The organism is Bradyrhizobium sp. STM 3809 (assembly GCF_000239795.1).
GTDB lineage: Bacteria > Pseudomonadota > Alphaproteobacteria > Rhizobiales > Xanthobacteraceae > Bradyrhizobium.
Map to the genome: position 1 here is coordinate 1 of NZ_CAFJ01000192.1, position 7,044 is coordinate 7,044.

6 protein-coding genes and 1 pseudogene are annotated in these 7,044 nt (G+C 66.2%); 3 read left to right on the forward strand and 4 right to left on the reverse strand.

Annotation, left to right across the window (positions count from 1 at the left end):
• Positions 1 to 609: 609 nt before the first annotated feature.
• Positions 610 to 903 carry a hypothetical protein gene (locus BRAS3809_RS36555; RefSeq protein WP_035655976.1) on the forward strand — a complete coding sequence of 98 codons (294 nt, stop codon included), beginning with the start codon at positions 610 to 612 and terminating at the stop codon, positions 901 to 903.
• Positions 904 to 1,221: 318 nt separating this feature from the next.
• On the opposite strand, the gene BRAS3809_RS10425 is transcribed toward BRAS3809_RS36555, so the two are convergent.
• Entirely contained in the window at positions 1,222 to 2,280 is a 1,059-nt protein-coding gene (locus tag BRAS3809_RS10425) for a phosphotransferase family protein (RefSeq protein ID WP_008962054.1), read from the reverse strand.
• 279 nt (positions 2,281 to 2,559) lie between these two features.
• Positions 2,560 to 3,795, reverse strand: coding sequence for an acyl-CoA dehydrogenase family protein (locus tag BRAS3809_RS10430; RefSeq protein WP_008962055.1), 1,236 nt, complete (start codon positions 3,793 to 3,795; stop codon positions 2,560 to 2,562).
• Between the two features lie 229 nt (positions 3,796 to 4,024).
• Here BRAS3809_RS10430 and BRAS3809_RS10435 point away from each other — a divergent pair, with 229 nt between their 5' ends.
• Both BRAS3809_RS10435 and BRAS3809_RS10440 read left to right on the forward strand, forming a co-directional pair.
• A complete protein-coding gene (locus BRAS3809_RS10435) occupies positions 4,025 to 4,693 on the forward strand; it encodes a TetR/AcrR family transcriptional regulator (RefSeq protein ID WP_008962056.1) in 669 nt (222 codons plus the stop codon).
• Positions 4,694 to 4,805: 112 nt separating this feature from the next.
• Positions 4,806 to 5,051 (forward strand): hypothetical protein, encoded by a 246-nt coding sequence (locus BRAS3809_RS10440; protein WP_008962057.1) that lies wholly within the window; start codon positions 4,806 to 4,808, stop codon positions 5,049 to 5,051.
• 162 nt (positions 5,052 to 5,213) lie between these two features.
• Here BRAS3809_RS10440 and BRAS3809_RS10445 read toward each other — a convergent pair whose 3' ends face one another.
• Positions 5,214 to 6,440 carry a CaiB/BaiF CoA transferase family protein gene (locus BRAS3809_RS10445; RefSeq protein WP_008962058.1) on the reverse strand — a complete coding sequence of 409 codons (1,227 nt, stop codon included), beginning with the start codon at positions 6,438 to 6,440 and terminating at the stop codon, positions 5,214 to 5,216.
• Positions 6,441 to 6,751: 311 nt separating this feature from the next.
• Positions 6,752 to 7,044: pseudogene (locus BRAS3809_RS10450) on the reverse strand (methyl-accepting chemotaxis protein); the annotation flags it as partial.

Consider the following 7,044-nt stretch of genomic DNA (forward strand, 5'->3'; position numbering starts at 1 on the left):
GTCTGGCCACCATGTCGCGACAATGCTTGCGCATTGCGCGAGCGACACCAGCATCGGGGTGTCAGCACGCTGCGACTTCACGTCCGCGCCCCGCCGTTCGTCCGCGTAGACAGGCTACGCTGCGACAGGATCGCGGCCACCGCTCCCCGCCCCGCGTGTCGTGACGATCGCGCGCAACGCCCCTTCGGTGGGACGGGATGCCGGCATCAGATCATGAATTTCGGAAAAGCGAAAGCAAAATCTTTGCCTCCTTCCAGCTGGACGCGACGATCACATTGACCGGCCTCGCGAACTCCCTTCATCGGCGACGATGATTTCAATCACCGCAGCGGTCGCGATGACCGGCAACGCCACGCTCGCAGATGCTGATTTGCCCGACGAGCAAGCGTCGACGGAGCGCGCCCTGCTATTCGCAAGGCGCGCGATGTTGTCGATCCCTGGACCCGGCTGGGACTGCGTCACGTCGCAGCGAGCGCCGATCCGGTTCGAGCGAGAACGCTCGCGCGGAGCAGGATTTTTCAGCCACCCTTTTCGAACCGCCTTCTCCGAGCCGCCGTCGAAACTCGCAAGCGGACCATTCCGGCTTCGCCGAAACGAAGGATGGACATCATGTCGAGACGATCGAAGCTTGCTCTGCTCACCCTGATGAGCGGCCTGGCCGCCGGCGCGCTGACGACGAGCGCGAGCGCGCGCGAGATCTCATGGCCCGGCTGTGAGCTCGTGTCCTGGACGGCATGCGGTACCGCCGATCAGGTGCAGCAGGCCGCGCGGCGGCAGAGCCGCGACACTTCGCCGACCTACATGAGGCAGACCGACCCGCGCTACAGCAGCGCGATGACTGCGGCTGGTGGAGGCGGAGGTGGTGGAGGCGGCGGCGGTGGCGGTGGCGGTGGTGGCCGCTAGCCTCCAGCGCGGCGGCGGCCGGATCGGGGCCGTAGGGTGGGCAAAGGCGCCGCCGTGCAAGCTCCACGTCCGAGATCGTCGTGGCGGCGTGCCCACCATCCTTGCCGATGAGTATGCTGATGAGTTCGCGGAGGAACGGTGGGCACGCCGCCGCCTTCGGCGGCCGCTTTGCCCACCCTACGATGGCGCGCCTGCGGCAACGACGGTGCCTGGATCAACGATGCAGCCCGGATGAGCGCAAGCGACATCCGGGTTCTTCGCAACAGCGCGTGAGACCCCGCATGTCGCTTTGCTCATGCGGGCTACGACACTGCGAAGCTACACCGCCCCCGCCTTTTGCGCGTATTCCCAGGCCTGCTTGGTCATCGGCACCATGCGCTTGACCGACTCGATGGCCTTGTCGTTGGCGGCGGTGCCGTCGCGGATGCGGCCGATGATGCCCTGCAGAATGCCGGCGAGACGGAACAAATTGTAGGCGAAGTACCAGTTGAGGTCGGGCAGCGCCGTTCCGGTGACCCCGCCATAGATCGCCGCTGCCTCCTCCAGGGTCGGGATGTTCAGCGCCTTGAGATCGACGCCGGCAAGGCCGGGCATGATCCATTGCATCAGCAGATAAGTGAAGTCGGCCATGGGATCGCCGAGCGTCGACAGCTCCCAGTCGAGCACCGCGATCACGCGCGGCTCGGTCGCGTGGAAGATCATGTTGTCGAGCCGGTAGTCGCCATGCACGATCGAGACGCGCTGCTGCACCGGGAGGGTGCGCGGCAGCCATTCGATCAGCTTCTCCATTTCCGGCAGATGCTCGGTCTCGGAGGCGCGATACTGCTTGGTCCAGCGGTCGACCTGGCGGGCAAAATAATTGCCGGGCTTGCCGAAATCGGCGAGGCCGATCGCCTGGGGATCGTAGGTGTGCAGCCTGGCCAGTGTCTCGATCTTGCTCGTGAAGATCGCGCGACGCTCGGCCGCGCCGACATGCGGCAGGGTCGGATCCCAGAACACCCGGCCCTCCTCCATCGACATGATGTAGAAGGCCGCGCCGATGACGTTGTCGTCGTTGCACAGCGCGTACGCCTTGGCGACCGGAAAGCCCTGCTTGCCCAGCGCGGCGATGACACGGAATTCGCGATCGACCGCATGCGCCGACGGCAGCAGCTTGCCGAACGGTTTTCGGCGCAGCACGTAGGAACGGCCGGGCGTGTTCAGCCGGTAGGTGGGGTTCGACTGGCCGCCCTTGAATTGCAGCACCGTCAGCGGGCCGGCATAGCCCTCGACATGCTCGGCCATCCAGGCCGCGAGCTTGGCCTCGTCGAACCGATGCCGCTCCTCGACCGGCTTGGTGCCGGAGAATTCTTCGTCCTTCTTGACGCCGTCGGCCACGACGAGGCCTCCCTCTTCTCTCACTTGTTCGTCATTCCGGGGCAGCCCGAAGGGCTGAACCCGGAATCTCGCTGACCGGGGCTCTCATCTCCAGATTCCGGGTTCGACGCTGCGCGTCGCCCCGGAATGACGGGAGTGGTGAGCCTCGGCGCTCGTGGAATCGTAGGGTGGGCAAAGCGAAGCGTACCCACCGTCTTACTTCAAACGCGAATGGTGGGCACGCATCCGGCGGCGCGCTTCGCGCACAGCCGGATGCTTTGCCCACCCTACGGGGTCATCTCAGTGCCGCGGCTCGTTGGCGTACTTCTTCATCTCGAGCCGGGCGATGGCGCGGTTGTGCACCTCGTCCGGACCGTCGGCGAGACGCAGCGTGCGGATGTTGGCGTAGTCCTTGGCGAGACCCGCGTCATCGGACACGCCGGCGCCGCCGAACGCCTGGATGGCGTCGTCGATGATCTTCAGCGCCATGTTGGGGGCGGCGACCTTGATCATGGCGATCTCGCCCTGTGCGGTCTTGTTGCCGACCTTGTCCATCATGTCGGCGGCCTTGAGGCACAGCAGCCGGCACATCTCGATATTGGTGCGGGCCTCGCCGATGCGCTGCTCCCACACCGAATGCTCGGCGATCTTCTTGCCGAAGGCGGTGCGGGTCATCAGCCGGCGCACCATCTTCTCCAAGGACTCCTCGGCCTTGCCGATGGTGCGCATGCAGTGATGGATGCGGCCCGGACCGAGCCGCCCCTGCGCGATCTCGAAGCCGCGGCCCTCGCCGAGCAGGATGTTCTCCTTCGGCACGCGCACGTTCTCGAGCAGCACCTGGGCATGGCCGTGCGGCGCGTCGTCGAAGCCGAACACCGGCAGCATCTTCTCGACCTTGATGCCGGGGGTGTCGAGCGGCACCAGGATCTGCGACTGCTGCTGATGCTTGGCGGCCGACGGATCAGTCTTGCCCATCAGGATCGCGATCTTGCAGCGGGGATCGCCGACGCCCGACGACCACCATTTGCGGCCGTTGATGACGTAGTGGTCGCCGTCGCGCTGGATGCGGGTCTCGATGTTCGTCGCATCCGACGAGGCCACCGCCGGCTCGGTCATCAGGAACGCCGAGCGGATCTCGCCGTCCATCAGCGGCCGCAGCCATTTGCGCTTCTGCTCCTTGGTGCCGTAGCGGATGAACACCTCCATGTTGCCGGTGTCCGGCGCCGAGCAGTTGAACACCTCGGAGGCCCAGGCGATGCGGCCCATCTCCTCCGACAGCAGCGCATATTCGAGGTTGGTCAGGCCGGCGCCGCGGAACTCGTCGTCCTCATGCTCGGACGGCGGCATGAACATGTTCCACAGGCCCTCGGCCTTCGCCTTGGCCTTCAGCTCCTCGAGGATCGGGATCACCTTCCAGCGGTCGCCCTCGGCGTCCTGCTGCTTGTAGATCGGCACCGCCGGGCGGACATGCTTGGTCATGAAGCTGCGCACGCGCTCCAGCCATTCCTGCTGCTTCGCCGACATCGTGAAGTCCATGGGACTCTCCTTGGGTGTTTCCTCGAACCTGTTTTGGCCGCAGTGTCGATCCGCTGCCCGCGCTTGCGCAAGAGTGATCTTGCGCGGCACGGTTTCGCGGGCACCGTCGCTGCAGTGCCGAAATCTCGCCTCGCGGAAGCACCGCGATTGACATTCCGGCCGTCTCAAACAATAGTTTCATACAATTGTTTGAAACGCAACTCCCTGCCCCCCGTTCGGGAGGACGAGCATGGCGACCGACCAGACCCGGACTGCGATCCTGATCGCCGCCGAGCGGCTCTATGCCGAGCGCGGCTTCTCGGACGTGACCCTGCGCGACATCGTGGCGGCAGCCAACGTCAATCTCGCGGCGGTGAACTATCATTTCGGCTCCAAGGACGAGCTGATCGCCGAGCTCTTCGTGACCCGCTCGATCGCGCTCAACCGCGAACGGCTGCGCGAACTGCGCGCGGCGGAGGATAAAGGCGGCGGCCGCGCCGACATCTCCGACATCCTGCGCGCCCTCGTCGGGCCCATCCTGCGCGGCTGCCTGGGACCTGAGAACCAGCGCTCGCCGGTGGCGCAATTCATGATCCGCGCCTCGATCGAATCGGTGCCGCCGATCCGCCGCATCAAGACCAAGGAAATCGACCATCTGCGCAAATTCGCCGCGGCGATGCGGCGCGCGCTGCCCGACAGCGCCGAGGTCGACCTGTTCTGGGGCCTCAATTTCGCGCTGGCGATGGCCCATCACACCATCCGCGAGAGCGAGCGGCTGACCAAGCTCTCCGACGGAAAATGCGATCTCGACGATGTCGAGGATGTGATCGCGCGCGTGGTGCGCGCCGCCGTGCTCGGCTTGACCGCGCGCGCGCCTGCGGCAAAGTCAGCGGCCAGGATGGCCGCGCGCGCTCCGTAGCCCGAATGAGCGGAGCGATATCCGGGTTCGCCACGACCGCCAGCGACGACCCCGGATCTCGCGATCGCTCATCCCGGCTGCAAGATCCCGCTTTCCATCATGGAGTTTCGCCATGACGCACCAACCGCAGATATTGTTCGCCATCGCCGCATCCGCGCTGGTGATGGTGACGGCCAGTGAGCCGGCGCTGGCCCGCGGCGGCGCCGCCAACCTGATCAACTCGCCGGGCTATCAGCGCCGCCTGCAGGAATCGCGGCAGCAGCTGGGGGCGCCGGCTCCGGCACCGTACGTGGCGGAGCCGCGCCATCACCCACAAAGGCATAAGGCGAAGCGCTACCGTCACCACCGCTATAACTGAGGCACACTCTATCCACGGGTCGTCCCGGCGAACGCCGGGACCCATACCGCGTGATCCATCTTGAGGCACGCGGGGAGAGATCGAGGATCAGCACCGCGGCCGGTGGTTATGGGTCCCGGCGTTCGCCGGGACGACACCGGAGAATGCCGCGATTGTAGCGCGCTACACCACGCCCTGCTGCTTCAACGCCGCGATCTTGTCCTCGTCATACCCGAGCCCGGCCAGCACGTCCTGCGTATGCTCGCCGAGCAGCGGCGGGGCGCGGTAGTCGGTGATCGGCGTGCCCGAGAAGGTCAGCGCGTTGCGGATCAGCGACAGCTGCGGCTCGAACTTGTGCTCCACCTTCACCTCCATGCCGCGCGAACGGACATGCGGGTCGGCGAAGACGTGGGCGAAGTCGTTGACCGGGCCGCAAGGCACGCCGGCCTTCTCCAGCTCGTCCAGCCAATGCGCGACCGAGTTCTTGAGAAACAGGCCGGCGAAGATCGCCATGATCTCCTTGCCGTTGACGACGCGATCGTTGTTCTTGACGAACTTCGGATCGGTCGCGAGCTCGGGCGCCCCCAGCACCGCGCAGGTGCGCGCGAATTGCGCGTCGTTGCCGACCACCAGCATCAATTCGCCGTCGGTGCAGCGGAACACGCCGGCCGGCATGCCGCCATTGCCCCAGGTGCCGCGGCGCGGCGGCGACTTGCCGTTGACCAGGAAGATCTGGGCGTAGTGCGACAGCGAGGCAATCACCGTGTCGAACAGGCAGACGTCGATGTGCTGGCCGCCGCCGCCATTGACGTCGCGGTGATACAGCGCCGAGAGGATGCCGATCGAGGTGTTCATGCCGGTCATGTAGTCGACGATCGAGGGGCCGACCTTCATCGGCCCCGCCCCGGGCTCGCCGTCCATGTGGCCGGTCACGCTCATGAGGCCGCCCATCGCCTGGAAGATCGCGTCATAGCCGGCGCGCGGCGAATAAGGTCCGGTCTGGCCGAAGCCGGTGACGGAGCAGTAGATCACGTCGGGATTGATCGCCCTGATGGCCTCGTAGTCGAGACCATAGCGCTTGAGATCGCCGACCTTGTAGTTCTCCATGAACACGTCGCAGTCCTTGGCGAGTGCGCGGATGATCTCCTGCCCTTCAGGCGAGGCGATGTTGACCGTGACCGACTTCTTGTTGCGGTTGGCGCAGAGGTAGAACGAGTTGTTGTTGTTGGCCTTGCCTTCGGGGTCCTTGAGGTAAGGCGGGCCGAAGGCGCGCGCGTCGTCGCCGGTGCCCGGGCGCTCGATCTTGATCACCTCGGCGCCGAGATCGGCCAGCATCTGGGCCGAGAGCGGGCCGGCGAGCACGCGCGTAAGGTCGAGAATCTTGATGCCAGACAGCGGCAGCGCCGACATGGATGTTCCTCCGGGAGCTTATTCCTCGTGGCGGACAGCCCTGGAGGCGCCGCCTGTCCCCTCGCGGATACACCATTTCGCCGCATCGAGCACTGCGCTCTCGGCATGCCGCAATGCTGGTTGGGTACGCATGCCCGTCTGCCGCCATGGAGGTCGTCATTCCGGGGCGTGCGCAGCACGAGCCCGGAATCCATTCCTCCGCATCACCCGCCGCCCGATGGATTCCGGGCTCGCGCTGCGCGCGCCCCGGAATGACGGCGATGGGCGGGGCGACCGGCGGCGGATGTCACCCGGCCGCGCGGACAAGAGCGCTACGCCGCCCTGAGCTGGCTCACGAACTGGTCGACGTCGTGGCGCAGATCGGCCGAGAGCTTCGACAGCGTGCGGACGGAGTCGAGCACCCCTCCGGCGGCCTGGCCGGTCGCGGCGGTGGCTTCGGAGACGCTGGAGATGTTGTGCGACACGGCATTGGTTCCCTCCGACGCCTGCTGCACGTTGCGAGCGATCTCGCGGGTCGCCGCGCCCTGCTGCTCGACCGCGGCTGCGATGGCCGAAGCAATCTGGTTGACGCGCTGGATGGTCGACGAGATCGCCTGGATGGCAT

Bases quoted from the DNA above. Each gene is read 5' to 3' on its own strand.
- BRAS3809_RS10440 (WP_008962057.1), top strand. From the start codon at position 4,806: ATGACGCACCAACCGCAGATATTGTTCGCCATCGCCGCATCCGCGCTG.
- BRAS3809_RS10435 (WP_008962056.1), top strand. From the start codon at position 4,025: ATGGCGACCGACCAGACCCGGACTGCGATCCTGATCGCCGCCGAGCGG.
- BRAS3809_RS36555 (WP_035655976.1), top strand. From the start codon at position 610: ATGTCGAGACGATCGAAGCTTGCTCTGCTCACCCTGATGAGCGGCCTG.
- BRAS3809_RS10445 (WP_008962058.1), bottom strand. From the start codon at position 6,440: ATGTCGGCGCTGCCGCTGTCTGGCATCAAGATTCTCGACCTTACGCGC.
- BRAS3809_RS10430 (WP_008962055.1), bottom strand. From the start codon at position 3,795: ATGGACTTCACGATGTCGGCGAAGCAGCAGGAATGGCTGGAGCGCGTG.